Source organism: Vibrio hepatarius, from assembly GCF_011806575.1.
Classification (GTDB): domain Bacteria; phylum Pseudomonadota; class Gammaproteobacteria; order Enterobacterales; family Vibrionaceae; genus Vibrio; species Vibrio hepatarius_A.
In genome coordinates this window covers 166701-193395 of sequence record NZ_JAATOO010000007.1, presented here as the reverse complement: position 1 = coordinate 193395, position 26695 = coordinate 166701, and the positions used below count along the sequence as shown (strand labels likewise).

22 protein-coding genes, 1 tRNA gene and 1 pseudogene are annotated in these 26695 nt (G+C 46.3%); 16 read left to right on the top strand and 8 right to left on the bottom strand.

The annotated features are described in order from the left end of the window. Positions 1–176 precede the first annotated feature (176 nt). Positions 177–1748: an N-acetylglucosamine-specific PTS transporter subunit IIBC gene (gene nagE / locus HCZ42_RS07720; protein ID WP_167420140.1), complete on the bottom strand. Its 1572-nt coding sequence runs from the start codon at positions 1746–1748 to the stop codon at positions 177–179. Positions 1749–2228: 480 nt separating this feature from the next. Between nagE and nagA the strand changes: the two genes are divergently transcribed. The 4 genes from nagA to asnB all read left to right on the top strand — a co-directional run bounded on the left by nagA (position 2229) and on the right by asnB (position 8133). Then, a complete protein-coding gene (gene nagA, locus HCZ42_RS07715) occupies positions 2229–3365 on the top strand; it encodes an N-acetylglucosamine-6-phosphate deacetylase (protein ID WP_167420139.1) in 1137 nt (378 codons plus the stop codon). Between the two features lie 2 nt (positions 3366–3367). After that, positions 3368–4582: a DNA-binding transcriptional regulator NagC gene (nagC, locus tag HCZ42_RS07710; RefSeq protein WP_167420138.1), complete on the top strand. Its 1215-nt coding sequence runs from the start codon at positions 3368–3370 to the stop codon at positions 4580–4582. An 85-nt stretch (positions 4583–4667) separates the two neighbouring features. Next, on the top strand, positions 4668–6260 hold the full coding sequence (locus HCZ42_RS07705; protein WP_167420137.1) for a cation:proton antiporter family protein: 1593 nt from the start codon (positions 4668–4670) through the stop codon (positions 6258–6260). Positions 6261–6468: 208 nt separating this feature from the next. After that, complete coding sequence (gene asnB / locus HCZ42_RS07700; protein ID WP_167420136.1) at positions 6469–8133, top strand: asparagine synthase B; 1665 nt, start codon at positions 6469–6471, stop codon at positions 8131–8133. A 32-nt stretch (positions 8134–8165) separates the two neighbouring features. On the opposite strand, the gene rfaH is transcribed toward asnB, so the two are convergent. Then, complete coding sequence (gene rfaH, locus HCZ42_RS07695) at positions 8166–8660, bottom strand: transcription/translation regulatory transformer protein RfaH (protein ID WP_167420135.1); 495 nt, start codon at positions 8658–8660, stop codon at positions 8166–8168. A 295-nt stretch (positions 8661–8955) separates the two neighbouring features. Here rfaH and HCZ42_RS07690 point away from each other — a divergent pair, with 295 nt between their 5' ends. Beyond that, positions 8956–10341, top strand: a complete 1386-nt coding sequence (locus HCZ42_RS07690; protein WP_167420134.1) for a peptide MFS transporter — start codon at positions 8956–8958, stop codon at positions 10339–10341. A gap of 204 nt (positions 10342–10545) precedes the next feature. Then, positions 10546–11412, top strand: a complete 867-nt coding sequence (locus HCZ42_RS07685) for a TraB/GumN family protein (RefSeq protein ID WP_167420133.1) — start codon at positions 10546–10548, stop codon at positions 11410–11412. 178 nt (positions 11413–11590) lie between these two features. Here HCZ42_RS07685 and HCZ42_RS07680 read toward each other — a convergent pair. Then, positions 11591–11667, bottom strand: a tRNA-Pro gene (locus tag HCZ42_RS07680). Positions 11668–11932: 265 nt separating this feature from the next. On the opposite strand from HCZ42_RS07680, the gene HCZ42_RS07675 reads away from it, so the two are divergent. From HCZ42_RS07675 to rluF, 3 genes are all read left to right on the top strand, one after another. Then, positions 11933–12073, top strand: coding sequence for a DUF3149 domain-containing protein (locus tag HCZ42_RS07675; protein WP_072161340.1), 141 nt, complete (start codon positions 11933–11935; stop codon positions 12071–12073). 145 nt (positions 12074–12218) lie between these two features. After that, positions 12219–12800, top strand: a complete 582-nt coding sequence (smrA, locus tag HCZ42_RS07670) for a DNA endonuclease SmrA (protein ID WP_167420132.1) — start codon at positions 12219–12221, stop codon at positions 12798–12800. Between the two features lie 93 nt (positions 12801–12893). Next, a complete protein-coding gene (gene rluF, locus HCZ42_RS07665) occupies positions 12894–13925 on the top strand; it encodes a 23S rRNA pseudouridine(2604) synthase RluF (RefSeq protein WP_167420131.1) in 1032 nt (343 codons plus the stop codon). 72 nt (positions 13926–13997) lie between these two features. Here the strand turns inward: rluF and upp are convergent, their stop codons facing one another. Next, on the bottom strand, positions 13998–14624 hold the full coding sequence (upp, locus tag HCZ42_RS07660; protein ID WP_053409574.1) for a uracil phosphoribosyltransferase: 627 nt from the start codon (positions 14622–14624) through the stop codon (positions 13998–14000). A gap of 177 nt (positions 14625–14801) precedes the next feature. On the opposite strand from upp, the gene purM reads away from it, so the two are divergent. The 5 genes from purM (at position 14802) to HCZ42_RS07635 (ending at position 17762) form a co-directional block, all read left to right on the top strand. Continuing rightward, positions 14802–15842 carry a phosphoribosylformylglycinamidine cyclo-ligase gene (gene purM, locus HCZ42_RS07655; RefSeq protein WP_167420130.1) on the top strand — a complete coding sequence of 347 codons (1041 nt, stop codon included), beginning with the start codon at positions 14802–14804 and terminating at the stop codon, positions 15840–15842. 2 nt (positions 15843–15844) lie between these two features. Continuing rightward, on the top strand, positions 15845–16483 hold the full coding sequence (gene purN, locus HCZ42_RS07650; RefSeq protein WP_167420129.1) for a phosphoribosylglycinamide formyltransferase: 639 nt from the start codon (positions 15845–15847) through the stop codon (positions 16481–16483). Positions 16484–16591: 108 nt separating this feature from the next. Then, positions 16592–17242 carry a tellurite resistance TerB family protein gene (locus tag HCZ42_RS07645; RefSeq protein ID WP_167420128.1) on the top strand — a complete coding sequence of 217 codons (651 nt, stop codon included), beginning with the start codon at positions 16592–16594 and terminating at the stop codon, positions 17240–17242. Positions 17243–17364: 122 nt separating this feature from the next. Then, a complete protein-coding gene (locus HCZ42_RS07640) occupies positions 17365–17568 on the top strand; it encodes a YaeP family protein (RefSeq protein ID WP_167420127.1) in 204 nt (67 codons plus the stop codon). A 2-nt stretch (positions 17569–17570) separates the two neighbouring features. Then, entirely contained in the window at positions 17571–17762 is a 192-nt protein-coding gene (locus HCZ42_RS07635) for a DUF4250 domain-containing protein (protein WP_167420126.1), read from the top strand. Between the two features lie 55 nt (positions 17763–17817). On the opposite strand, the pseudogene HCZ42_RS07630 reads toward HCZ42_RS07635, so the two are convergent. Next, a pseudogene (locus HCZ42_RS07630) lies at positions 17818–18042 on the bottom strand (DUF3622 domain-containing protein); the annotation flags it as partial. Positions 18043–18263: 221 nt separating this feature from the next. Then, complete coding sequence (purL, locus tag HCZ42_RS07625) at positions 18264–22157, bottom strand: phosphoribosylformylglycinamidine synthase (RefSeq protein WP_167420125.1); 3894 nt, start codon at positions 22155–22157, stop codon at positions 18264–18266. A 282-nt stretch (positions 22158–22439) separates the two neighbouring features. Between purL and mltF the strand changes: the two genes are divergently transcribed. Beyond that, on the top strand, positions 22440–23969 hold the full coding sequence (gene mltF, locus HCZ42_RS07620; protein WP_167420124.1) for a membrane-bound lytic murein transglycosylase MltF: 1530 nt from the start codon (positions 22440–22442) through the stop codon (positions 23967–23969). 225 nt (positions 23970–24194) lie between these two features. Further along, on the top strand, positions 24195–24329 hold the full coding sequence (locus tag HCZ42_RS22025) for a hypothetical protein (protein ID WP_303047954.1): 135 nt from the start codon (positions 24195–24197) through the stop codon (positions 24327–24329). Between the two features lie 43 nt (positions 24330–24372). Here the strand turns inward: HCZ42_RS22025 and tadA are convergent, their stop codons facing one another. Further along, positions 24373–24894 carry a tRNA adenosine(34) deaminase TadA gene (tadA, locus tag HCZ42_RS07615; protein ID WP_167420123.1) on the bottom strand — a complete coding sequence of 174 codons (522 nt, stop codon included), beginning with the start codon at positions 24892–24894 and terminating at the stop codon, positions 24373–24375. Positions 24895–25011: 117 nt separating this feature from the next. Continuing rightward, positions 25012–26571, bottom strand: coding sequence for an AbgT family transporter (locus HCZ42_RS07610; RefSeq protein ID WP_167420122.1), 1560 nt, complete (start codon positions 26569–26571; stop codon positions 25012–25014). Between the last annotated feature and the right edge of the window lie 124 nt (positions 26572–26695).

The following is a 26695-nucleotide window of genomic DNA, read 5'->3' as shown; positions in this document are numbered from 1 at the left end:
CCACAATTCTTAGCCTTAGCACAATAAGAACTCTTGTTTAATTCGCAAATATTGCTCGATTTCCACCGATTGATAGCAAACTCGCTTAGCTTTTCGCCAGTTCTATAATTGTTGCGCATAAAAGCAAAAAGCCTCCCGAAGGAGGCTTTCATCGATATTGAGACTAACACATTACGTTATGGTAGTTTCACGTCCGACAGGTCTTCATTAGCACCGATTGCTTTCATTTCGCCAGCAACGATTTCCGCTAGAGGACCAAGGATAACTTGTAGGTTGTTCTCACCTAGTTTCACTACACCTTTCGCACCTAGTTTCTTAAGCACTACTTCGTCCGCAACAGAACGGTCTTTCAGTGTTAGACGTAGACGAGTGATACAAGCGTCGATTGAAGTTAAGTTCTCATGACCACCTAGAGCTTTTAGGTATTGACGCGCTAGGTCGCTTTTCTTAGCTTCGCCAGCAGGCGCTGCTACTGCTTCATCATCATCTTCACGGCCTGGTGATTTCAGGTTGAATGCACGGATAGCGAATGTGAAAGTGAAGAAGTATAGAGCACCGAAGCCTAGACCGATTAGTAGTAGTACGAACGGTTTAGTTGCTAGACCCCAGTTCAATACGAAGTCGATTAGACCCGCAGAGAAGCCAAAGCCGTGTAGCGTGCCGAACATGTTTGCTACAACTAGAGCAAGACCAGTGAATACTGCGTGCATTGCGTATAGTGCAGGTGCTAGGAACACGAACATGAATTCTAAAGGCTCTGTGATACCAGTTAGGAATGAACAGAACGCTACTGAGAATAGTGCACCACCCACTTGATGACGTTTTTCAACTGGTGCTGCGAAGTACATCGCTAGAGCCGCACCTGGTAGACCGAACATCATTACAGGGAAGAAACCGTTCATGAATACGCCAGCAGACTTATCGCCGCCGAAGTAACGGTGTAGGTCACCAGATTTAACTGTTTCAGTTACTTCTTTAACCGTTGCAGTGATTTCTGGAGTTACAGAGTTAGCGAATTCAAAAGTATGAGTTTGACCAGCAACAAGCGTCTTAGCTAGAGCAGGGTCAACACAAAGCTGTTGTAGAGCAGGAAGAGCGTTACCAGCTGCTTGCGCGCCAGTGACTAGAACTTCTTGACACGAGCCCATACCGAACCAGAAGTATGAGTTAAGAACGTGGTGAAGACCTACAGGGATAAGTGCACGGTTAAGAGTACCGTATACGAACTGACCTACAGCGCCTGACGTTGATACCGCGTGAGCAAGAGCATCAAGACCACCTTGGATGCTTGGCCAGACAACACCAGCAATCGCACCAGCTACTAACGAGAATAGACCCGCCATGATAGGAACTAGACGTTTACCAGAGAAGAATGCCAACCACTCAGGAAGACGTGTTGCATGGAAAGCGTTGTATGAGTGACCAGCGATAATACCAGCGATGATACCACCGAAGAATGACATGTTGATGTCAGCGTTGATTGTTGTTGCTGTCGCAGTGATAACGAAGTACGCAACTGCACCAGCTAGGCCTGCAGCACCTTGACCGTCTTTTGATAGACCGATCGCGATACCTAGACCGAATAATAATGGAAGTTGACTGAAGATCGCACCACCAGCTTGCGCCATGAATGGGATGTCCAGTAGGTCGCCTTGACCCAAACGTAGTAAGAGCGCCGCAACTGGAAGCGTTGCGATAGGAAGCATAAGTGCTTTACCTAACTTTTGCGCATATCCAAGAATATTCACCTTTAGTTCCCCCTATAGGATTTGTATTTTGGTTGAGCGACTTTTTTTAGCTGCTCAATTTAGTCCTATTCAGTTTATGAGATTAATTTTGCTCCGCAAATTAAAACCTCTTCATTTGTGATCATAATCACCAGAAATGAGTAGGGATAAAGGATTTTGCTAGCGAGATCATAAAACTTATTTTACAATACAAAAAAATGGTAATCGTAAGATAAGATTCGCAGTATCCTTTATACGGTTAGATTGGCGTTATCCCCTATCAAACAATGCATTAATAATTGGTAGGCCACTATATGAGTCACTCGTAGAGCCACTGGTTCTTCTTGTAAAATGCCATTCTGATCAGGAAGAATTTATCGTTTGCTAAAAGATAATTTGCGATCTAATTGAATGTCACAAATAAAGTCCGCCCATCTGTGCTTATACTTCAATTAGACGACTGAAAAGTATTAAGAATCTCAACATAAGGATTAACTAACCATGTACGCGCTTACAAACTGTAAAATCTATACTGGCAGCGATGTTCTGGTTGACCACGCTGTGATCATCAAAAATGAACTGATCGACAAGGTATGTCCAGTTTCAGAACTTCCCAAAGACATCGAAACTCGCGACCTAAATGGCGCCAACCTAAGCCCAGGTTTCATTGACCTGCAGTTAAATGGCTGTGGTGGCGTGATGCTCAACGATGAGATCACAGCAAAAACGATGCAAATCATGCACGAAGCAAACCTAAAATCCGGTTGTACTAGCTTCTTACCGACTCTTATCACCTCTTCAGACGAAGACATGAAGCAAGCGATCGCTGCAGCTCGCGAATACCACACTCAGTATCAAAACCAGTCTTTAGGTCTGCACCTTGAGGGGCCATACCTTAACGTTGCGAAAAAAGGCATCCACAGCGTCGATTACATCCGACCTTCTGATGACAGCATGATCGATTACATGTGTGAAAACGCAGACGTGATCACCAAAGTGACACTGGCACCAGAGCACAATGAACCTGAGCACATCGAGCGCCTGAAAGATGCCGGTATCGTGGTATCAATTGGCCACACTAATGCAACCTACGCAGAAGCTCGTCGTGGTTTTGAAGCGGGTATCTCATTTGCGACTCACTTGTTCAACGCGATGACCCCAATGGTTGGCCGTGAACCAGGCGTTGTCGGGGCGATTTACGATACTCCTGATGTTTACGCGGGTATCATTGCCGACGGGTTCCATGTCGACTATGCAAACATTCGTATCGCTCACAAAATTAAAGGTGAAAAATTAGTATTAGTGACGGATGCCACAGCTCCTGCAGGCGCCGACATGGATTACTTTATTTTTGTTGGTAAGAAAGTATATTACCGAGATGGTAAGTGTGTTGATGAAAACGGCACGCTTGGCGGCTCAGCACTAACTATGATTGAAGCAGTTCAAAACACAGTTGAGCACGTCGGTATCGCTTTGGACGAAGCACTTCGAATGGCGACTCTCTACCCAGCGAAAGCAATCGGTGTAGACGAAAAGCTAGGCCGTGTGAAAAAAGGCATGATTGCAAACCTCACGGTATTCGACCGTGACTTCAATGTTCAAGCGACTATTGTTAACGGACAGTACGAGCAAAAATAAGAATGAATGGCGGACAAATAGGTAACGTAGATTTAGTAAAACAACTAAACAGTGCAGCAGTATACAGACTGATTGACCAGCAAGGTCCTATTTCAAGGATTCAAGTTGCTGATGTTAGCCAGCTGGCACCTGCTAGTGTTACAAAAATAACCCGCCAACTACTTGAGCGCGGCCTAATCAAAGAGGTCGCGCAGCAAGCCTCAACAGGCGGTCGTAGAGCAATTTCTCTTACGACAGAAGTCGAGCCTTTCCACTCAGTCGCAGTGCGTATCGGTCGAGACTACATGCAATTCAGTCTTTACAACCTTGGTGGAAAAGAACTCGTGTCTGACTACACTGAGTTTTTCTACACCACTCAAGAAGAGTTGGTTGACGGTCTGATCGCCCATCTTAAGCAGTTCATCTCTTCCAATCAGAATGTCATCAATCAACTTATCGCTATTGGTATCTCTCTACCCGGCCTGGTTAATCCAGAAGACGGCGTGGTGGAGTACATGCCGAACATCTCAATTGATAAGCTGAGTCTTTCTGAATTGATCAACAACACTTTCCACGTGCAATGTTTCGTTGGTAACGACGTTCGTGGCATGGCGTTAGCAGAACATTACTTTGGTGCAAGCCGAGACTGCCAAGATTCAATCTTAGTCAGCGTACACCGTGGTACCGGTGCTGGTATTATCGTTAATGGTCAGGTGTTCTTAGGTCATAACCGTAACGTTGGTGAAATCGGACATATTCAGATCGACCCACTCGGTGAGCAATGTACCTGTGGTAACTTCGGCTGTCTTGAAACCGTTGCAGCTAACCCTGCGATTGTTGAGCGCGTGAACAAGCTAATCTCTCAAGGTTATGAATCAAGCTTAACCACACTGGACTCTATTTCGATCGGCGACGTGTGTGAACACGCCAATCTTGGTGACGAGTTGGCAAAACAAAGTTTAGTCCGCGTCGGTAACCAACTTGGTAAAGCGATTGCGATTACGATCAACTTGTTTAACCCACAAAAAATCGTTATCGCGGGTGACATTACTCAATGTGAAGATATTGTTTTCCCTGCAATTCGTCGTAACGTAGAAAACCAATCTCTCACTACTTTCCATAGTGATTTGCCTATCGTCACCTCAGAAATCGACAAACAACCGACACTGGGTGCGTTTGCGATGATTAAGCGAGCGATGCTGAACGGCGTTTTGTTACAAAAATTACTTGAAGATTGATCGCCTACGCAATCAGTTGAGTTAGAATACGGGCTGCGTCGAAAGACGCAGCCTTTTTCTTTGGGACAAAATCATAAGAATAACTATGGAACTGATACTCATATCTGCTGCTTTTTTAGCTGGTTTTATTGCGCTCAAGCTCAACCTTCCTCCTCTCGTTGGCTTTCTGCTTGCCGGATTCGGACTCAACGCATTTGGTTTTGAAAGTGATGCAACGATCGTCACTCTCGCAGACTTGGGGGTGACGCTACTACTGTTCACCATCGGTCTAAAACTTGAAATTAAAACCCTACTCTCCAAAGAAATTTGGGCGGGTTCTACCATTCATAACCTTTGTTCAACGGCGATATTCACTGCTGCGCTGCTGTGCTTTAAGTTCTTAGGCATCAGCTCACTCGCTGCAATGTCGATTGACCAACTTTTGCTGCTTGGCTTCGCTCTGTCGTTCTCTAGTACAGTGTTTGCCGTTAAGTCGCTGCAAGAAAAAGGTGAAATGAACGCAACGTACGGCACGCTCGCGATCGGTATTCTGGTTATGCAGGATATCTTTGCCGTGATCTTCCTAACAGCCTCTACCGGCAAACTGCCTGAATGGTACGCAATCGGCTTGTTCGCGCTGCCGTTACTCAGACCTGTGTTCTACAAAATCCTAGATTGGGTAGGCCACGGTGAGATGCTGGTGTTGTTTGGTATTTTCTTCGCGCTTGTCGTCGGTGCTGGCCTATTTGAGTTAGTTGGTATGAAGCCCGATCTCGGCGCGCTTATCTTAGGTATGCTACTCGCAGGCCACAAGAAAGCCTCTGAGCTATCCAAGTCACTGTTTAACCTCAAAGAGCTGTTCCTTGTTTGTTTCTTCTTAAACATCGGCTTATCCGAGCAACCAACATGGTCTGGTTTTGCGCTTGCGATCTTGTTCCTATTACTACTACCACTGAAAGGCATTCTGTACTTCTTGGTGATCAATGCATTTAAGTTCCGCGTGCGCACTTCGCTACTCGCCTCATTGAGCTTGTTTAACTACAGCGAGTTTGGCCTGATCGTCGGCGGCTTGGCATTTAAGATGGGATGGATGAGCGGTGATATTCTGGTTGCGATTGCCATCGCAGTATCCATTTCGTTTGTTTTGGCAGCGCCTATCAACCGCTATGGACACCGAATCTATCAACATTCTAGCCACTGGTTACGTGAGCACGCAGCGGAACAACTCAACACCAGAGATAAATTGATCAACCCAGGGCATGCACAAATCCTTATCCTCGGAATGGGACGCATCGGCACTGGCGCGTATGACGAACTCAAAAACCGTTATGGCAGCATTAGTTTAGGGATTGAAGTGCGTGAAGACGCAGCGAAGCAACATCGAGAAGAAGGCCGTAACGTTATCGCAGGCGACGCAACCGACTCGGATTTCTGGGAACGAATTCTCGACACGGCCAATGTGAAGCTGGTACTGCTTGCCATGCCGCATCACCAAGGTAACCAAATTGCATTAGACCAGCTACAACGTCGTAATTTCAAAGGACAAATAGCGGCAATCGCCGAATATCAAGACCAGCTAGATAGCTTAACGGAAAAAGGCGTTGATGCTGCGTTTAACATTTACAGCGAGGCTGGTAGCGGTTTTGCTCGCCATGTTTGCAAGCAACTCCAACCGTCATTTAGCCCTCCTACTCGCTAACTTTTTATAAGGCTGCCACTACGGCAGTCTTATTTTTTGAGCAAAAAACCAACAAAATATAGATTTCATACAACAAAACATAAATAAAATTAGAAAAAATTCACTTCAATGGTTGTTCTATTATTTTTTTACTCAATGTTGGTTGCTTTTTTTAATCAAGATGGCAAATTGGAGTCAACGAGTTAAATAAATTTTAAAGGGAAGTTGTATGTGTTCTATCTTCGGCATTTTAGATATCAAAAGTGATGCTCAGGCGCTTCGCCCTGTTGCACTGGAAATGTCCAAAAAACTGCGCCACCGTGGCCCAGACTGGTCAGGGATCTATGCCTCTGACAAAGCAATTCTTGCTCATGAGCGTTTAGCGATTGTAGGCCTAAACAGTGGTGCTCAGCCTCTAATTAGCCCAGATAAAAAACACATCCTTGCAGTGAACGGTGAGATTTACAACCATAAAGAGATTCGCGCTCGCTACGAAGGTAAATACGATTTCCAAACAGACTCAGACTGTGAAGTTATCCTCGCGCTTTACCAAGATAAAGGTATTGAGCTGCTTGAAGAGTTAAACGGTATCTTCGCTTTCGTCCTATACGACGAAGAAAAAGATCTATACCTAGTTGGTCGCGACCACATCGGTATTATTCCTCTATACCAAGGTTACGATGAACACGGCAACTACTACGTTGCTTCAGAAATGAAAGCACTGACGCCGGTATGTAAAACCATCAGCGAGTTCCCTCCAGGTTGTTACTACTCGTCAGCTGACTCTGAACCACAGCGATACTACACTCGCGATTGGAACGAATACGACGCGGTTAAAGACAACATAACAAGTAAAGAAGAACTGACTGAAGCGCTAGAAGCTGCAGTTAAACGCCAGCTAATGACAGACGTACCTTACGGTGTACTGCTTTCTGGTGGTCTTGATTCTTCTATAACTTCAGCGGTTGCAAAACGATTTGCTGCAATGCGTATTGAAGACGATGAGAAGTCAGAAGCTTGGTGGCCTCAGCTCCACTCATTCGCCGTTGGTCTTGAAGGCGCACCAGATTTGAAAGCCGCTCGTGAAGTGGCTGACAAGATTGGTACCGTACACCACGAAATGACGTACACCATCCAAGAAGGTCTAGATGCAATTCGTGACGTGATTTACCACATCGAGACTTACGACGTAACGACTATTCGTGCCTCGACGCCGATGTACCTAATGGGACGTAAGATCAAAGCGATGGGCATCAAGATGGTCTTGTCTGGTGAAGGCGCTGATGAAATTTTCGGTGGCTACCTATACTTCCACAAAGCGCCAAACGCGAAAGAGTTCCACGAAGAAACCGTTCGTAAGCTTCTAGCATTGAACATGTTTGACTGTGCACGAGCGAACAAGTCTCTTGCCGCTTGGGGTGTAGAAGGTCGTGTACCTTTCCTAGACAAAGAATTTATCGATGTGGCAATGCGTCTAAACCCAGCGGATAAGATGTGTGGCAACGGTAAGATGGAAAAACACATTCTACGCGAGTGTTTTGAACACTACCTACCAGATTCAATTGCATGGCGTCAGAAAGAACAATTCTCTGACGGTGTAGGCTACAGCTGGATTGATACATTGAAAGAAGTCGCTGAAGCGAAAGTAACGGATCAGCAAATGGAAACAGCCCAATACCGCTTCCCTTACAACACACCAACGACAAAAGAAGGTTACGTTTACCGCGAAATCTTTGAAGAGCTATTCCCTCTTCCATCAGCAGCAGAATGTGTTCCGGGTGGTCCATCCGTTGCGTGTTCATCTGCAAAAGCGATTGAATGGGACGAGTCATTCCAAAACTGTGTTGACCCATCAGGTCGCGCCGTGCAAGCCGTACACAACGACGCATACTAATCAAAAAAAGAGGCACCCATCGGTGCCTCTTTTTATATCTCTAGGTGTCTGTTTTCGACACTCACCTCAACGGGTTTACTGAGCATTTTAACCAACAGAATAGAACGTGTTTCCCCGTCTGCTTCTTGGTAAATCGCTTCAATACCCGAGAACTGTCCACCAGCAACTCTCACCACATCACCTTTCGCAGGCAAAGAATCACATTGCGAATGCAACTGCATTTGCTCAATCTCTTTCAAGGTTTCGATCAATGTATAGTCCAACACTTGTGGCGTCGCGCCTTTACCAACAAAGTCAATGACACCACGTGTAGAGCGGATCGTTGTAAATGTTGGACCAGATTCAGGGTCGAATTGAGCGAATACGTAAGAAGGAAACAAAGGCTCGCTTTTAATCTGTCTTTTACCCCGAACGATTTTCTCAATCGCCGTTTCAGGGTAATAACACGCGACGCCTTGGTTCTCTAAGTGCATCTTGGCACGCTTTTGCTCGCTGCGCTTACAATAAAGTAAATACCATTGTTTCATATATATAGCCAACCGTGTTTTTTGCACATCCTAGCATTTTGTCGCTTATATGTATGTTCGAAATTGTAAGGACGTTTCGCACTATCATTTGATCAATTTTACAAGTCACCAAATTGGAAAATTAGTTTTCCCACCGCTTAACCAGTGCGTTTAACTAAACTTTTTTTATTATTTTTCATAAACTTATCAGCTAATCTTCATAAAGTCTTAAAATTACCCCAATTGAAGTCGTTTTATCTAAGATGTATACGTAATGACAAATTAAAAACTCTTATACACGGCATTAACAAAACTTATGACAAAACAACATCAAATTCTTGGCCACCCTCGCGGCCTGTTCCTGCTTTTCGGTACCGAGTTGTGGGAACGCTTCTCATACTACGCAATGCGCGCCATCTTAGTACTTTACTTAACCGACACAACAATTAATGGTGGTATGGGTTGGTCAACCAAAGATGCACTTGATCTTTACGGCATCTACACTGGTTTGTTTTACATCACGCCACTGATTGGAGGCTGGTTAGCCGACAACTATTTAGGCCAACGCCGTGCGATTCTCATTGGTGGTGCATTGATGGCCGTCGGTCAGTTCACTCTGGCGATGCCAGCAGACGTATTAGGTCTTAGTGCAATCCACACTTTCTACCTTGGTCTGGCACTATTGATCTCGGGCAAGGGCCTTTTTAAACCAACCATCTCACCCAGGGTTGGTGTTTTGTACCAAGAAGGCGACAACCGCCGTGACGGTGCATTTACGATTTTCTACATGGGTATCAACCTCGGTGCACTGCTTGCTGGCGTTGTATCTGGCTCTGTCACCAACGAATTTGGTTGGAAGGCCGGTTTTATCGTTGCCGGTGCAGGCATGGTTATCAGCTTAATCATGCAAATGAGCTTGGCTCAGTCCTGGTTGGGTGATATCGGCGTTGAGCCTGCTGCTGTGCGCGATTTAGAAAACAAGCAAGCGCAGAAAAAGCAACCATTGACCAAGCAAGAAGTCGACCGACTCAAAGTGATTATGGTTATGGGCCTGTTTGTGATCGTATTCTGGGCGGGATTTGAACAAGCGGGTGGTCTTATGAACATTTACACCCAGCAATACACTGATCGTATGATTGGTTCATTTGAAGTCCCAGCAGCTTGGTTCCAATCGCTCAACCCATTCTTCATCATTACTTTAGCACCAGTTCTGGCTGCGCTATGGGTGAAACTGGGTAAGAAGGAACCGAGTTCTCCGGTTAAATTCGCACTGGCTCTGTTCTTCTTAGCGTTAGGTTTTGTTTGTATGGTTGGTGCGGTCATGCAGCAAGGCGGTGACACTAACGTGAAAACTTCGATGCTATGGTTAGTCGGTGCATTCTTCTTCCATACATTGGGTGAACTATGCTTATCACCAATCGGATTATCCATGGTCACTAAACTGGCTCCGCTGCGTTTAGCATCATTAATGATGGGTGCTTGGTTTGGCTTCAATGCAATCGCGAACTATGTCGCAGGCCTTATCGGCTCACACGTGGGCGAGTTGGGTGCGCTGTCTATCTTTGGTGGTATCGCAATTACTGCTACGCTCTCCGGCATCCTAGTTCTGATGTTCTCCGGCACTCTAGTTCGTTGGATGCATGGGGCAGAATCTTCGAGCCAACTAGCAGATGAAGACGAGCCAGCAGCGCAGCCTGCTTAAGGCCTAACGCCAAATTGCTAAATAAAGTACAAGCGGTCGTTCTAATTCCAGGAGCGACCGCTTTTTATATCCTTCGCCAATCTGCAATGAATGTTCGTCCCACATAGCCTTACCCAGCTCTCATTCCGACGCAGCAAAATATTCAGCCTCTAAGACTCATTATATACTTGAAGCCAGATATCATTATTCGAATAAGGACATGGCATGTATAGAAGTCTGTTGGCGCTACTACTTTTTGTCTCCACATCAATAAACGCGGAACCGCTCTACTGGCAAGCTGAAAAAGGAGGAGTGACTTATCTTATTTTAGGTTCTGTACACGTAGGTGACGAAACCATGTTCCCTCTCCCATCGACGATTAACGACAGACTGCAAACAAGTGATGGCTTAATCATTGAAGCGGATGTGCGTAAAACCCAAGGCGTCGTCTATCCTGAAATCACCATTCAAAGTAAAGATGTACTGAGTAAAGAGCAGCAAACGCGCTTGAAACAGATCGCTTCCCAGTTATCGATGAATCCAGAACAGTTACTCAACACCGCGCCATGGGCGGCTGCGATTGGAATTCAAATGAAGCAAATTGAAAGCTTCGGCTACCGCACTGATGATGGCGTCGACTTGAGGTTGATATACAAAGCGACCACAAAAAATATCCCAGTACTCAGCCTAGAATCGGTTCAGTTTCAAATCGACTTACTGACAGGTCAAGCGGAAGGAGGCAAAGAATTTCTGCTCAGCGTGCTGGACGAATTTGAAGACGGCGAAATGGCAACGCATTGTCTTATCAACAGTTGGAAAGCAGGAGATCTTAACAAGCTGAATGAGTTTGCAACGCTAACAGAAATGTCACCAGAATTTGAAAATGCGTTTATTTACCAGCGGAATAAAGATTGGGTCAATAAACTCGCAGAACCGAGTTGGCTTCCTAACCCGAAAGGTTCATACGTCATGGTAGTTGGCACACTTCACCTAGTCGGTGAGCAGAATGTGCTGAGTTTGCTTAAAGACAAAGGCTTTAAAGTTACACAGCTATCGCAGAGCGGAAGCGTCGACTGTCAGTATCAGAGTTAACAGCTCTCGTTACAACAAACATAAAACGAAAAAGCCCCAGCATTTCTGCTGAGGCTTTAGAATGTGGTCGGTGAAGAGGGATTCGATCGGACTGGCGTTCCAGCCCCCGCCCTCTTCTCATAAATACCGATAAGCATAAAACGAAAAAGCCCCAGCATTTCTGCTAGGGCTTAGAATGTGGTCGGTGAAGAGGGATTCGAACCCCCGACCCTCTGGTCCCAAACCAGATGCGCTACCAAGCTGCGCTATTCACCGAGATGTTTTATTCGAGCATTTTGCCCGTCAACGGATGCGTATATTACGGATTCTGGTCCTTAACGCAAGCCATTTCCCGACTTTTTTCAAAAATTCCGTCCACTTGGCTAAAACGCCATCAATGGGCTACAAAATGTGAGCAAAAACACACCAACAAAAACAAGTGCGCAACCAAAAGACAACAATTGATCCAGATCAGTGTTGCATATTTAACCTCAGTTTACCTTTATCCCTGTCAACACACTTTGTATTCATTGGAGGAAATATGGACTTTTGGCTTGAACTCCTATTTGGTAATGCGGTAGGTCTGTCTTCAATGCTAGTAATATTCGGCGCTTTGGGTCTAATGCTGTTTTACGGCGGCTACTTCGTTTACAAAGTGATGAACGACAAATCTCCTCACTAGAAATCGCTTAGCCCTATTCTCGTAATAGACGTTCGCTTTGCACCGAAGTAGATACATTGTCTACTTCGGTTTTTTATTTTTTGCTCCCACTTAACCCTATCATTGATATACTGACAACACTGTTTCCTTACTCTGAGATGCCGTTATGTCTCACGATGATGATTTAGCCCTGTTTCAAGAAATGATGGGCGATGTTAAACCAATCCAACAAGACACTGCCGAACACAAAAAACAACATAGTGTCTCTGATGCTCAATTGGCAAAACGCGAAGCTGCGATTTGGTTGACGGAGGATGACCCTGAATACCTTTCTGTCGATCACGCGCCAATGATCAAACCAGAAGACATGATTGAGTTTAAACGTGACGGCGTACAAGAAGGGGTTTACCGCAAACTTCGTCTAGGCAAGTACCCTATCCAAGCTAGACTGGACTTGCATCGACGTACACTGAAGCAGGCAAGAGACGAAGTCGTCCAGTTTCTGAAACAATGTATGGCGATGGATATCCGCACAGTGGTTATCGTTCACGGACGCGGAGAGAAATCGAATCCACCCGCGTTAATGAAGAGCTTTGTTGCTCAGTGGTTGGAACAAATCAACGAAGTCCAATGCGCCCACAGTGCACAACGGTTTCATGGTGGAACGGGCGCCGTTTATGTTTTATTGAAGAAAAGCGCAGACAAGAAAATCGAAACTCGCGAACGCCACCAAAAGCGTTTGGGTTAAACAAAGCCTCAGTGCTAGAATATTACGGCAGCCTTCACGGCTGCTTTTTCATTTCCATCAACATGCCGTTGTGAAACGTTAGAGAGAACCAACATGTCACAAGATTTAGCCAAAAGACTCAACAAATTCATCAGTGAAACTGGCTTTTGTTCACGCCGAGAAGCAGACAAACTTATCGAACAAGGCCGCGTTACCATCAACGGTAAAGTGCCAGAAATGGGCACCAAAGTTGTTGCTGGTGATGATGTTTATGTCGACGGGAAACCCGTTAGTGCCAAAGAGAAACCGATTTATATTGCGTTAAACAAGCCGACTGGCATTACCTGTACCACTGAGCGTAATATTCCAGGCAACATCGTTGATTTCATCGGCCATAAAAAACGCATCTTCCCTATTGGTCGCCTAGATAAACCTTCTGATGGTTTGATCTTCCTAACCAACGATGGCGATATCGTTAATAAGATCCTTCGCGCAGGAAACAACCACGAAAAAGAGTACGTGGTACGCGTTGATAAACCGATCACCGACCAGTTCATTCAAAAAATGAGTTCGGGTGTTGAGATCCTCGATACAGTGACCTTGCCGTGTAAAGTAACCAAAGAAACCAAGTACGCGTTTCGTATCGTGCTGACACAAGGTTTAAACCGTCAGATTCGTCGTATGTGTGAAGCGTTAGGTTACGAAGTATTCAAGCTGCGCCGCGTGCGCATTATGAACATTACACTGGATGGGATTCCAAACGGTCAGTGGCGCTATTTAACCGAGGCAGAGGTCGCGGAAATTCTCGCGATGTGTGAAGGCTCAATCAGCACGGAAGAAGCCTCGAAGCTCGATAGCCGTGGTAAACAGATCCGCAAAGCGACCGATGCAAAGCTATTTGATAGTCGTGATGAAAATCATGACTCGAAAGCACGTCGTAATCAAAAGCCACACACTTTCAAAGGTCGCAATGCCGATGAACTTCGCCATGCACCAAACTCAAAGAAAGGGCGTCACGGCAAACCAAATGCCAATCAGCACTCTGATTCAAGTAAAAGTAAAACGGCTTACAAACCGAAAGCGGGCAATCAACCACGCTCGACAAATAAACCAAGAACAAACGGCACCTTGAGCTTGAAAAAGTAATCAAGTAGCCAAAAACAACAAAGGGGAGCATCCGCTCCCCTTTTTTCATGTTAGATTACGTTAATTTTTCAATTACTTAGTACCGAAAATCTTATCTCCCGCATCACCAAGGCCCGGTACGATGTAGCCTTTGTCGTTTAGCTTCTCATCGATCGCCGCAGTGTAAAGTTCCACTTCAGGATGCGCTTTTTCTAATGCTTCAATACCTTCAGGTGCCGCAACAAGAACCAATACTTTAATTTGGTTACAACCTTTTTCTTTTAGCAAATCAATCGTTGCGATCATTGAGCCGCCAGTGGCTAGCATTGGGTCAACAACCAGCGCAATACGCTCGTCGATGTTTGACGCTAGCTTGTTGAAATAAGGAACAGGTTCTAGTGTTTCTTCGTCACGGTAGATACCAACTACGCTGATACGTGCGCTTGGCATGTGCTCAAGAACACCATCCATCATACCCAGACCTGCGCGTAAGATCGGCACTACTGTTACCTTCTTACCTTTAATTTGGTCAACTTCCACTGGACCGTTCCAACCGTCAATGGTTACTTTTTCCGTTTCAAAGTCTGCAGTCGCTTCGTAAGTCAGTAGGCTACCTACTTCTGTCGCCAGCTCGCGAAAGCGCTTAGTGCTGATGTCACCTTCTCTCATTAGACCAATTTTGTGCTTAACAAGAGGGTGTTTTACTTCAACAACTTTCATTTCCATCTCCGGGTATATGATGATTTTTAAACAAACCTTCAGATTATAAACGATTTCATTAACAATTTCTTGCGATAGAACAAAAGAAAAAACCCACGCAAACGTTTGCTATATGGGTTTATCCACTGTTAGAATAGCGCCGTTTTCATACCCACTTTCAAAACCGAGGACTTCACTGTGAGTGCTAATAACACTTCTCTAAGCTATAAAGATGCTGGCGTTGATATTGATGCAGGCAACGCTCTTGTTGACCGTATTAAAGGTGCAGTAAAACGCACGCGTCGCCCAGAAGTAATGGGTGGTATTGGTGGCTTTGGTGCACTATGTGAACTGCCAACCAAATACAAGCACCCTGTTCTAGTTTCAGGCACTGACGGTGTAGGCACGAAGCTCCGCCTTGCTTTGGATATGAACAAGCATGACACCATTGGTATCGACCTAGTCGCAATGTGTGTAAACGACCTGATCGTACAAGGTGCTGAGCCACTATTCTTCCTCGACTACTACGCAACGGGTAAGCTAGACGTTGATACCGCGGCAGACGTAGTATCTGGCATTGCTGATGGCTGTCTACAAGCAGGTTGTGCACTGATCGGTGGTGAAACTGCTGAAATGCCAGGCATGTACGAAGGCGAAGACTACGACGTCGCTGGCTTCTGTGTCGGTGTTGTTGAGAAAGAAGACGTTATCGACGGCACTAAAGTCGCAGCGGGCGATGCGCTGATTGCGGTTGGCTCAAGCGGTCCTCATTCAAATGGTTACTCGCTTATCCGCAAGATTCTAGAAGTATCTGGTGCGGATAAGAACGAACAGCTAGCAGGTCGCACTATCGGTGAGCACCTTCTAGAACCAACAAAGATCTACATCAAGTCAGCGCTGAAAATGATCGAAGCGCATGACATTCACGCTATCTCTCACATTACTGGCGGTGGTTTCTGGGAAAACATTCCTCGCGTACTGCCTGAAGGCACGAAAGCGGTTATCAATGGTAACAGCTGGGAATGGCCAGTAATCTTCAAATGGCTACAAGAGAAAGGCAACGTAGACACTCACGAAATGTACCGCACCTTTAACTGTGGTGTTGGCCTAATCGTCGCGCTACCGCAAGACCAAGCTGAAGCAGCAGTAAAACTACTGAACGCAGAAGGTGAAAATGCGTGGGTGATTGGCGAGATTGCACAAGCTGAAGCTGGCGAAGAACAAGTAGAGATCAAATAATAATGAAGAGTATTGTTGTTTTAGTTTCAGGGAATGGTTCAAACTTGCAAGCGATTATCGATGCTTGTGAAACCAGCATTGATACCGGACGAGTGACGGCTGTTTTTTCGAACAAAGCAACAGCTTATGCGTTAGAAAGAGCAAAGAAGGCTGGCGCTGCTGGCCACTTTCTTGACCCAAAAGCGTTTGATACACGTGACGCTTTTGACCATGAACTGATGAAGCAGATTGATGAATACCGACCTGACGTGATTGTTTTGGCGGGTTACATGCGAATCCTTAGTAGTGAGTTTGTGCGCCATTACATGGGGCGTATGATCAATATCCACCCTTCTCTGCTGCCTAAATATCCGGGGCTCAACACTTACCAGCGTGCAATCCACGCTGGTGATGAAGAACACGGTACTAGCGTACATTTCGTTACAGAACAGCTGGATGGCGGCCCTGTCATCCTACAGGCTAAAGTGCCGATCTTTGATGAAGACAACGTAGAAACGCTCACGGCTCGAGTACAAACTCAAGAGCATAAAATCTACCCACTGGTTGTTAAGTGGATGGTTGAAGATCGTTTAGAAATGAAAAACGGCAAAGCGTTTCTTGATGGCGAGCAGCTCGGCATTCACGGCTACGCGCAAGAATAACCTTTCGTTATCAATGTATTTGGCGAGCCTAGTGCTCGCCATTTTTTTATCAATTAATCTTAGGTTCATACATGACTCGCTATTCTGAGCGACATCAGGAGGTGGTCTATGGATCTTAAAAATCTACTCAACCAAGCATTAAACTCTGACCTGCTCAAACAAGGTCAACAGCAACTCAAACAACAATCCAGTTCTGGCACATTCAAGTCATTGGGCGCAGGCGCGGTTGGCGGTGGCTTAGTTAGCTTGCTTATGGGCTCTAAAAAGAGCAAAAAGCTCGGCAAGAAAGTTGGCAAAAACGCGTTGAAAATTGGTGGTGTCGCGGCATTAGCAGCTCTCGCTTACAAGGTTTATAACGATTCGCAACATAAACAAGGAGCGTCACCAGTCGAAGACAACTTCAACCCTGAAGACAATGTCCACAGCGAACTGATTCTCAAAGCAATGATTGCAGCGGCAAAAGCCGACGGTCACGTTGACCAACAGGAAATGCAACGTATCGAAGCAGCGGTTAAAGACGCCGGGGCGGACACTCACCTGCAAGCCCTGCTGCATTCAGAACTAAACAAACCACTCGACCCAGCTGATGTGGCTCGCTTAGCACAAACACCGCAGCAGGCGTCTGAGATTTACCTTGCCTCGTTAATTGTCGTTGACGAGCAAAACTTTATGGAAAAAGCGTATCTTCAAGAGCTAGCCAAGCAACTGCAGTTGTCATCTGATGTGACCTATCAACTTGAACAACAGCTGAAAAGCTAGGGCGTGTGCGCAAAGAAAAAGCAATTGTCACATCCCCTTGAGATAGCTCAATCTCTGGCTTTGAGTTTCCGCTGTGGGATGTGTATATTTGAGAGCAGTTATCATTTATTTAGGGTTTAACCATGCAAGTATACGGATGCTGTGAACTGATTCGCGAACTTTATGCTCAGATCGGCAGTGGCGATCAGGCTTATGTACCAAAAGCGATCTCATGTGCAGTTGAAGCGTTGAATGACATTGCTGCTGACGAATCTTTACCAATCGAAGCGCGAGAAAAAGCAGCGTTTGCGGCGGCCAATCTATTGATTTCAGACTTTGAGGACTAGAGATGAACCTAGCTAACTTTGAAAGCATGGATCCTGTCATGCTGATGAGCATTGTGAATATGAAGCTTCGTGATGACTTTGCTGGTGATCTCGATAAATTGGCAAACTTCTTCGATATCGACAGAGCAGCCTTAGAAGCTAAACTCGCGAGTGCAGGGTTTGATTTCTTGCCACAAGCAGGACAGTTTCGTTAAGACAAATACAAAAAAGGTTGACGATATCGTCAACCTTTTTGCATCAAGCGTGTTATTCAGCGTTGCGCGCTTTTCTTTGCGCAGACTTGCGAGAGTTTCGCTCAGTTTGGTTTTTGATAAAACCTGCTAACTCTTGTTCGCCCCAAGCTTTAGCCAGCTCTTCTGACTCAAAACCGGTTTCTCTTTTTGATACGACCGTTTTTCTCGATGTTACTTGGCGCGTGATTTCCGCACACCAGCCACCGCGTTTTTCCGATACACGTACAGCGAATTTAGACATTTGATTACCCTCAAGGAAGTTGTTTGTTTTGCTTTGAGCTACCAGCTATCCATCGGTATGAAGCTCATTTCGCCCCTTCCCTTGGCAAGCGCGGTATTAGAGCATAAATGTTGCTGCTAAGCTGTAAAAAATTTACTTTATCGCAAGAATTTTTCTCAGTCCCAAATAAAAAGCGCAAACCACTTGGCTTGCGCTTTCTTCTTCAAACATTTAACTAGCAGTTAGCCAATGTTCTTGCGTGCGTTTTGGAACATACGCATCCAAGCGCCATTTTCACCCCAGCCTTCTGGAGCCCAAGAGTTTGCAACCGTGCGGAATACACGCTCTGGGTGAGGCATCATAATGGTGACACGACCGTCAGCTGTAGTTAGACCGGTAATCGCATTTGGCGAACCGTTCGGGTTGTTCGGGTATTGTTGCGTTGGGTTGCCGTTGTTGTCGACGTAACGTAGCGCGACGGTACCTGACGCTTCGATTGCGCTTAGGTGCTCACCATCACGAACTTCAACACGACCTTCACCGTGAGAAACCGCGATAGGCATACGAGAGCCAGCCATGCCATCGAAGAACACGGAGTCTGACTTCTGTACTTCAACTAGGCTAAAGCGCGCTTCAAAACGCTCAGACTCGTTACGAACAAAACGTGGCCACAAGTCAGCACCTGGGATCAGCTCTTTCAGGTTAGAAAGCATCTGACAACCGTTACACACACCTAGAGAGAAGGTCTCTTCACGGTTGAAGAATGCTTGGAACTGCTCACGAGCTTGTGCGTTAAACAGGATAGACTTCGCCCAACCTTCACCTGCGCCTAGTACGTCACCGTAAGAGAAACCACCACAAGCGACCAGACCTTGGTACTCATCCAATACCGCTTGACCAGTCAGAATATCGCTCATGTGGATGTCGGTAGCTTCAAAACCAGCACGGTCAAACGCTGCTGCCATTTCAACGTGAGAGTTAACACCTTGCTCACGCAGAATCGCCATCTTAGGTTTCGCGCCTTTTGCGATATAAGGAGCCGCGATATCTTCGTTGACATCAAAGCTTAGAGATACATTCAGACCTGGGTCAGTGTTGTCTTTCTTCGCTTCAAATTCTTGGTCTGCACATGCCGGGTTATCACGTAGCGCCTGCATTTTATGCGTTGTTTCAGCCCAGATAACACGTAGTTCGGTACGTGAACGTTCAAGTACAACTGCATCACCAGACGTGATAACAAAGTCGTCTGAAGCTTCAACAGAGCCAATCACATGTGAGCATGCTTCTAAACCGTTTGCCGCTAGCGTAGATAGCACTGAATCCAGGTCGTCGTTCTTAACCTGAACGACCGCGCCTAATTCTTCGTTAAATAGAACCGCCAGCGCATCGTCACCCAGCTCTGCGATGTTCGCTTTGACACCACAGTGGCCGGCAAATGCCATCTCAGCAAGTGTCACAAATAGACCGCCGTCACCTTTGTCGTGGTAAGCGACTAACTTGTCATCACGAACCAGTGTTTGCATCGCATCGAAGAAGCCTTTTAGCTGTTCTGCGTTGTCTACGTCCGCTGGCTTATCACCAAGCTGTTTGTAAACCTGCGCCAACGCTGTAGCACCCAAACGGTTTTTACCGTTGCCAAGGTCAACGAGCACGAGTGAAGATTCACCCTTGTCGGTACGAAGCTGAGGAGTCACTGTCTTACGTACATCTTCAACACGACCGAACGCAGTGATAACCAGCGACAGTGGAGAAGTCACTTCTTTGCTCTCGCCATTATCTTCCCATTTAGTCTTCATTGACATCGAGTCTTTACCAACCGGGATAGTCAGACCTAGTGCCGGACACAACTCTTCACCTACTGCTTTCACTGCTTCGTAAAGACCGGCATCTTCACCTGGGTGGCCCGCTGGAGACATCCAGTTTGCAGACAGTTTAATGCGTTTGATATCACCGATGTCAGTCGCCGCAATGTTAGTCAGAGACTCACCGACCGCGAGACGAGCAGACGCTCCGAAGTCTAGTAGAGCGACTGGAGTACGCTCACCCATCGACATCGCTTCACCGTGGTAGGTGTCGTAACTTGCGGCTGTTACCGCACAGTTCGCCACTGGAACCTGCCAAGGGCCGACCATTTGGTCGCGAGCAACCAAGCCTGTAACCGAGCGGTCACCGATGGTGATCAAGAATGTTTTCTCAGCGACGGTTGGTAGACGAAGAACGCGGTCAGCCGCTTCGTTGATTTCAATACCATCACGTGCAATCGCTGGGCTATCGACTTTCAGCGTTTTCGCATCGCGGTGCATCTTCGGAGTCTTGCCAAGCAGAATGTCCATTGGCATATCAATTGGCGTATTGTCGAAGTGAGAATCTTCTAGCGTGAGGTGACGCTCTTCAGTTGCGACACCTACCACTGCGTAAGGTGCACGCTCGCGCTTACAGATTGCATCGAATGCTTCCATGTTTTCTGGTGCTACTGCAAGAACATAACGCTCCTGAGATTCATTACACCAGATTTCCAGAGGACTCATGCTCAATTCATCATTTGGTACATCACGTAGCTGGAACTTACCGCCACGCTCGCCGTCGTCACAAAGCTCAGGAAGTGCGTTAGAGATACCGCCCGCACCCACATCGTGGATAAACGCGATTGGGTTCTCTTCACCTAGCTGCCAACAACGGTCGATCACTTCCTGACAACGACGCTCCATCTCTGGGTTTTCACGTTGTACTGAAGCGAAGTCCAGATCTTCTGCAGATTGGCCAGACGCCATTGAAGACGCCGCACCGCCACCAAGACCGATATTCATTGCCGGACCACCAAGTACGATTAGGCTCGCACCCACAGGGATCTCTTTCTTCTGTACGTGTTCGTCACGGATGTTACCCATACCACCAGCAATCATGATTGGCTTGTGGTAACCACGCACTTCTTCACCCGCGTGAGAAGTCACTTTCTCTTCGTAGGTACGGAAGTAACCTAATAGGTTTGGGCGACCAAACTCGTTGTTGAATGCCGCGCCGCCTAGTGGGCCTTCAAGCATGATGTCTAATGCGTTTACGATGCGGCCAGGCTTACCGAAGTCTGTTTCCCACGGCTGTTCAAATCCTGGGATACGTAAGTTAGAAGTTGTGAAACCAACCAGACCCGCTTTTGGTTTACCACCGATACCTGTTGCGCCTTCATCTCGGATTTCACCACCAGAACCGGTTGAAGCTCCTGGCCATGGAGAAATAGCGGTTGGGTGGTTGTGCGTCTCTACCTTCATCAAGATGTGTGCATCTTCATGGTGGTAAGTATATTGGCGAGATTTCGGATCTGGGAAGAAACGACCCACTTTAGAGCCCGTCATTACCGCTGCGTTATCTTTGTAAGCAGACAGAACGTGGTCTGGTGTCGTTTCGAATGTATTTTTGATCATCTTAAACAGAGACTTCTCTTGGTCGACGCCATCGATAGTCCAGTCTGCATTAAAGATCTTATGGCGACAGTGCTCTGAGTTTGCCTGAGCAAACATCATCAGCTCGATGTCGTTTGGGTTACGACCTAACTTAGTGAAGTTCTCTACTAAGTAATCAATTTCATCTTCTGCTAGCGCTAAGCCAAGTGAAACGTTTGCTTCTTCAAGCGCAAGACGGCCACCAGCTAAGATATCAACGTAAGCTACTGGCGCTGGCTCTGCCACCGTAAATAGTGCAGAAGCGGCTTCAAGTTCCGTGAACACGGTTTCCATCATACGGTCATGGATTAGCGCTTTCACTGCATCAACTTGAACAGGAGAAAGCTCTGACGTAGCTTCAACGTAGTAAGCCGTACCGCGCTCCAGACGCTTAACATTGTCCAGACCACAGTTAATAGCAATATCGGTAGATTTAGAAGACCAAGGCGAAATAGTGCCAGGACGAGGAGTAACAAGAAGTAGAAGACCTTCAGGCTCATGCTCTTCGATCGTTGGACCGTAAGTCAGCAACTTTTCTAGTTTTTCTAACTCTTGTTCATCAAGGTCAGATTTTAGATCCGCAAAGTGCATAAACTCGGCGTAAATGCCAGTTACAGGCAGATCTTGTTCACGACAAAGTTCCAGTAGTTTATTTACACGAAACTCAGAAAGAGCTGGGGAGCCACGCAAAATTCTCATGTGCTTAGGTCTCTTATGCAATTGATTGAGGTAATATTGGAATAAATTCAGTAACTTATCAGAAAAAATTCGAACTTATACCAATTCCACCTCTCCTTTGCGAGCGCATTATATAGCAATTGTTTTTGTGATGTAACACCAAAAGCAACCGTTTGCGTCAATTTTTTTGTCAATTTTGAGCTCGGCCAAAAGGAAGAAGTGTCTCCGATTACGAATTCCCTGTCTTGCCATGTCTTCTCACTTTGATATAAATGCTCTACTGGATTATGAGATTGTCATTGAATGAAAAAGCATTACTTAAATTACTTTCGCTATTTAGGCTCAATTCTGTTGGCGGCGATCACGCTGACAGGGTGTCAAATCGAGTCAGAACCTAAGAGCGAACTCGAACAAATTCGCGAACGCGGTGTACTGCGTGTCGGGACGCTCAACAATCAGCTTTCTTACTACATTGGCCCAGATGGTCAAGCAGGTTTGGATTATGAACTTGCGCGTGAATTCGCCGATGAACTTGGCGTGAAATTAGAAATGAAACCTGCATACCGCATCTCGAGTCTTTACCCAGCGCTACGTAACGGTGAAATCGACATCATTGCGGCGGGTTTGACCCAATCACCGGAACGCTTGAAAAGCTTCAGACCAGGCCCTGCTTACTACTACGTCAGCCAACAGCTGGTGTATAAAAAAGGCCAGTGGCGCCCACGGAACCTTAAACAGCTTTTAGAAAAACAAGATGAGCTGATTGAGCAAAACGATGGCAATGCCATTATTCAGATCATCGGAGACTCCCACTTTAATCAGACCCTTGCCGATATCAAACAGCAGAATCCTGAGTTTTCTTACCAAGTCGACAATAACTCTGATGTCAACGACCTGCTAAAGAAAGTCGCGACTGGCGAGCTGGCGTTTACTGTGGCCGACTCGGTTGAAGTGCATTTATCTCAGCGTATCTACCCTGATATCGCTTTGGCGTTCGAGTTAACCGAAGACCAACCTATCTCATGGTTCTTGCGCCGCTCACAAGATGAAAGCCTTTACGCCATGCTGATCGAGTTCTTCGGTCAAACTAAACAATCGGGTCAGTTAGCGTCGCTAGAAGAAAAGTACATTGGCCATATCGACACATTTGATTATGTTGATACCCGCGCCTTTATCCGTGCACTGGACTCCAAACTGCCTAAGTGGTCACCACTATTTAAGAAATACTCTGATGAGTTTGATTGGCGCTTAGTGGCGGCATTGGCGTACCAAGAATCACATTGGAACCCGAGAGCCAAATCGCCAACAGGCGTACGCGGTATGATGATGTTGACGCTGCCAACCGCGAAAAGCGTCGGCGTGACCAATCGTTTAAATCCGGAACAGTCGGTCAAAGGCGGCGTTGAATACTTACGACGTATGGTTGAGCGAGTGCCTGACTCTGTTGAAACTCACGAGAAGATCTGGTTTGCGCTTGCCTCATACAACGTCGGTTACGGGCACGTAATGGATGCTCGCCGCCTAACGAAAAAACAAGGTGGTAATCCAGACGCATGGTCTGACGTAAAAGAAAGATTGCCGTTGCTGCGTCAACAGAAATACTTTAGCCAAACGCGTTATGGCTATGCTCGTGGTGATGAAGCGAAAAACTATGTTGAAAACATCCGACGTTATTACCAAAGCATCATCGGACACGTGGAGCAGCAAACTGTCGAGAACAATGACCTCGACAACAGCGATTTCACCGTGATTCAGGTGCCTGATTCTGCCCTTTCAGATGCAGAGTCCACATTTGAAGATGACACAGAGTCAGAATCCGATCCAGAAGAGTAACCTCAGTTAAATCCAAGTGCGTGTCTTTAATTCATCACAAAGAATTTCTGGCACGTACTTGAGTTGCCCACTGACCACCCACAGATAGTGCTAGTATCTAAACGTAGGTTTGCATTTATAAAACAGTAACAATTGGATGCTATAAAACGACAAGTCGTGAACGCTATACGCTGCTCACGATTGTCAAATATAGTCGGTACGTAGTTTCCTAGAGGAGGTTGTTTTATGCGTCGACACAAGATGCCATCAAAACGAGTAAATAAAACTGTTGCTTCAAACCGCCGCAAGCGAAGACTGAGCAACAACAAGAAAAAAGTCATTGCGCGTCACCGCGCGTTCATGCAGTTAATTTCCGAGTAATCCCAGTGAGCAAACATCTAGTTTAGGATGTTTGCTTAAAATCTTACGACTCATTCCCTTGCTCCAACTGCAGCGCCTTTCTTTCCGCCTTCTTTTCTTTTCGACGACGCTTAAAGAAGCTTTGTAACTGTTCTCGGCATTCTTGTTCTAGTAAACCATGTTCCACGTCGGCGTAGTGATAAGCTGCTTGGTGCTCAAACAGGTTCAACACTGTCCCTGCTGCCCCGGCTTTCAAATCAGGTGCGCCAAACACAATCCGTTTCACGCGGCTATGTAGCAAAGCCCCCGCACACATTGGACAAGGTTCTAATGTCACGTACAAAGTGGTATCCAGCAAGCGGTAGTTTTGTAGTACTTCTCCCGCTTTACGTAAGGTTTGAATCTCAGCGTGCGCAGTCGCATCATGCGCACCAATAGAGCGGTTCCACCCTTCAGCAATCACTTCACCATCTTTGACTAATAGTGCTCCTACAGGGACCTCTCCCTCTGATTCTGCGATATGGGCAAGCTCTATCGCTCGGCGCATAAACTGTTCATCTTCTGGAGTAAATGACGATTGTGACAAGGGAGTATCCTAATGCATTTGGAGTAGTTCATTGCCGCTAAGGATAGCCGAAAATGGATCGGAGAAAAACAAAAAGGCCCGCGATAATGCGAGCCTTGAACTTAAAGCGACCAACGGTTACATCGTGTAAGTATAAGGTGCTTGGATGCCTAGTGGGATACCCAGCGCCCAGTAACCTAGCAGGAAGATAGACCAACCAATCAGCATCGCGATTGAGAATGGCATCATCAGTGATGCGAGTGTACCGATACCCGTCGATTTCACGTAGCGTTGGCAGTAAACCACAACCAACGGGAAGAACACCATCAATGGCGAGATGATGTTAGATACTGAATCGCCCACACGATATGCCGCTTGAGACAGTTCCGGCGAGATGCCTACTGCCATTAACATTGGCACTAGGATCGGACCAATCAATGCCCATTTGGCTGATGCAGAGCCGATCAACAGGTTTACCGCCGCTGTCAGCAGAATCATACCAATGATTGTTGCTTCACCTGGCAGATTCATCGCTTTCAAACCTTGTGCGCCGTAGAGCGCCAGCATAGTGCCGATGTTTGACTGAGCAAATGCAGACAAGAACTGAGCACAGAAGAATGCCATTACGATGTAAGCACCCATCGTCGACATTGTATCTGCCATTGCTTTAACGATATCGTTGCTGGTTTTAAATGTGCCAGACACTTTACCGTAAACGTAACCCGGGATAATGAACAGGATAAAGATCAGCGGCACAATCGACTTCATGATCGGCGCTGAGAACGCGGTGATTTCACCTTCTGGAGAGCGCAGAGCTGACGTCTCTGGAATCAGTGCAGCCACTAATGCTGCAATACCCGCTAGCATTGACCAACCCGCGTAACGGAAGGCTTTTGACTCAAGCTCAGTGAAAGAACCCAGATCCGGAGCTTTTTCTGCGTCTTCATCAATTGGCGTGTTCGCTAAGCGTGGTTCGATGATTTTCTCTGTTACATACCAGCCGATAGCCACGATGATGATTGAAGACAGACCAGTAAAGAAGATATTCGCTAATGGGTTTACAACGTATTCAGGATCAAGAACCTGTGCCGCAGTTTGAGTAAAACCAGCCAATAGAGGGTCAATACCCGACGGGATAAAGTTTGCTGAGAAACCACCCGACACACCGGCAAACGCTGCCGCAATACCCGCTAATGGGTGACGACCTGCTGCGTGGAAGATAATACCGCCAAGAGGAATAACCAGAACGTAGCCTGCATCTGCCGCAGTGTGTGATACGATCGCGACAAGAATCAGCATTGGCGTAAGAAGTTTCGCTGGCGTAAAGTTCAGCATCTTCTTGAGACCAGTGGTGATGAAACCTGAAGAATCAGCGACGCCCACACCTAGCATCGCAACCAGTACGATACCGAGAGGGGCAAAACCAGTGAACGTTTTCACCATGTTGGCTAGGAAGCTTGCTAAAGAGTCGCCGGTAAGAAGGTTGTTGATCGCAAGCACATCGCCAGTTCGAGGGTTAACTAAGTCAAACGATACGTTTGAAAGTAGCGCTGACGCGCCCCAAGTGATCAGTAATGCCCAAAAGAACAAAATCGCAGGATCTGGGATCTTGTTACCCGCGCGCTCAATAAAATTTAAAAATCTATCCATACCACTCGGCTTAGTGGCTGGAGTTGTATTTACAGCTTGGTTACTCATCGTAACTCCATAATGTGATGTTGTTGACCTAGACTTTTATGAATTATTATTTCAGTCGTCTTTCAGCCAAACATTCTATTAAAATCACATTATGAAAGCACAGCATTCCAAAGGTTTTTCCATA

Bases quoted from the DNA above. Each gene is read 5' to 3' on its own strand.
- purL (WP_167420125.1), bottom strand. From the start codon at position 22,157: ATGAGAATTTTGCGTGGCTCCCCAGCTCTTTCTGAGTTTCGTGTAAAT.
- upp (WP_053409574.1), bottom strand. From the start codon at position 14,624: ATGAAAGTTGTTGAAGTAAAACACCCTCTTGTTAAGCACAAAATTGGT.
- HCZ42_RS07640 (WP_167420127.1), top strand. From the start codon at position 17,365: ATGCAAGTATACGGATGCTGTGAACTGATTCGCGAACTTTATGCTCAG.
- HCZ42_RS07690 (WP_167420134.1), top strand. From the start codon at position 8,956: ATGACAAAACAACATCAAATTCTTGGCCACCCTCGCGGCCTGTTCCTG.
- smrA (WP_167420132.1), top strand. From the start codon at position 12,219: ATGTCTCACGATGATGATTTAGCCCTGTTTCAAGAAATGATGGGCGAT.
- mltF (WP_167420124.1), top strand. From the start codon at position 22,440: ATGAAAAAGCATTACTTAAATTACTTTCGCTATTTAGGCTCAATTCTG.
- HCZ42_RS07685 (WP_167420133.1), top strand. From the start codon at position 10,546: ATGTATAGAAGTCTGTTGGCGCTACTACTTTTTGTCTCCACATCAATA.
- HCZ42_RS07675 (WP_072161340.1), top strand. From the start codon at position 11,933: ATGGACTTTTGGCTTGAACTCCTATTTGGTAATGCGGTAGGTCTGTCT.
- HCZ42_RS22025 (WP_303047954.1), top strand. From the start codon at position 24,195: ATGCGTCGACACAAGATGCCATCAAAACGAGTAAATAAAACTGTTGCT.
- HCZ42_RS07610 (WP_167420122.1), bottom strand. From the start codon at position 26,571: ATGAGTAACCAAGCTGTAAATACAACTCCAGCCACTAAGCCGAGTGGT.
- nagC (WP_167420138.1), top strand. From the start codon at position 3,368: ATGAATGGCGGACAAATAGGTAACGTAGATTTAGTAAAACAACTAAAC.
- asnB (WP_167420136.1), top strand. From the start codon at position 6,469: ATGTGTTCTATCTTCGGCATTTTAGATATCAAAAGTGATGCTCAGGCG.
- nagA (WP_167420139.1), top strand. From the start codon at position 2,229: ATGTACGCGCTTACAAACTGTAAAATCTATACTGGCAGCGATGTTCTG.
- HCZ42_RS07645 (WP_167420128.1), top strand. From the start codon at position 16,592: ATGGATCTTAAAAATCTACTCAACCAAGCATTAAACTCTGACCTGCTC.
- purN (WP_167420129.1), top strand. From the start codon at position 15,845: ATGAAGAGTATTGTTGTTTTAGTTTCAGGGAATGGTTCAAACTTGCAA.
- HCZ42_RS07705 (WP_167420137.1), top strand. From the start codon at position 4,668: ATGGAACTGATACTCATATCTGCTGCTTTTTTAGCTGGTTTTATTGCG.
- rluF (WP_167420131.1), top strand. From the start codon at position 12,894: ATGTCACAAGATTTAGCCAAAAGACTCAACAAATTCATCAGTGAAACT.
- rfaH (WP_167420135.1), bottom strand. From the start codon at position 8,660: ATGAAACAATGGTATTTACTTTATTGTAAGCGCAGCGAGCAAAAGCGT.
- HCZ42_RS07635 (WP_167420126.1), top strand. From the start codon at position 17,571: ATGAACCTAGCTAACTTTGAAAGCATGGATCCTGTCATGCTGATGAGC.